The organism is Vibrio sp. 10N.261.52.A1 (genome assembly GCF_002876325.1).
Classification (GTDB): Bacteria; Pseudomonadota; Gammaproteobacteria; order Enterobacterales; family Vibrionaceae; genus Vibrio; species Vibrio chagasii.
This window is the reverse complement of the sequence record NZ_MCYD01000389.1, coordinates 1-287: the sequence shown is the minus strand read 5'-3', so window position 1 is coordinate 287 and position 287 is coordinate 1. Positions and strand designations below refer to the sequence as shown.

At 34.5% G+C, this 287-nt stretch carries 1 pseudogene; it reads left to right on the top strand.

What is annotated here, in order from left to right:
- Nucleotides 1-287 (top strand): annotated as a pseudogene (locus BCT81_RS04805) (DUF2913 family protein); the annotation flags it as partial.

The window sequence follows — 287 nt, the reverse complement described above, 5'->3', positions numbered from 1 at the left end:
TCATCATTGACTTCTTGAAGCCCAAAATTAAACAAGCTCGATATAGTATTATTAAAAAAAAGCTTAAAACTGTTTGTTTAATGAAGAATAAATTTGGCTCAGTTGAAAAGCATTTGGAAAGTATTCTGACTCAATATTCAGCGATAGAGAGCAAGAACGAAGTTGATAAGCTTTATTCCCTGTTAGAGCGCTTTGAGAAGATTGGGCTAGAAACAAAACTTATCGAAGAGACCCCTACACGAGAAATGGACGTTGTTTATCTAGACAGAGCACATATTGATAATTGC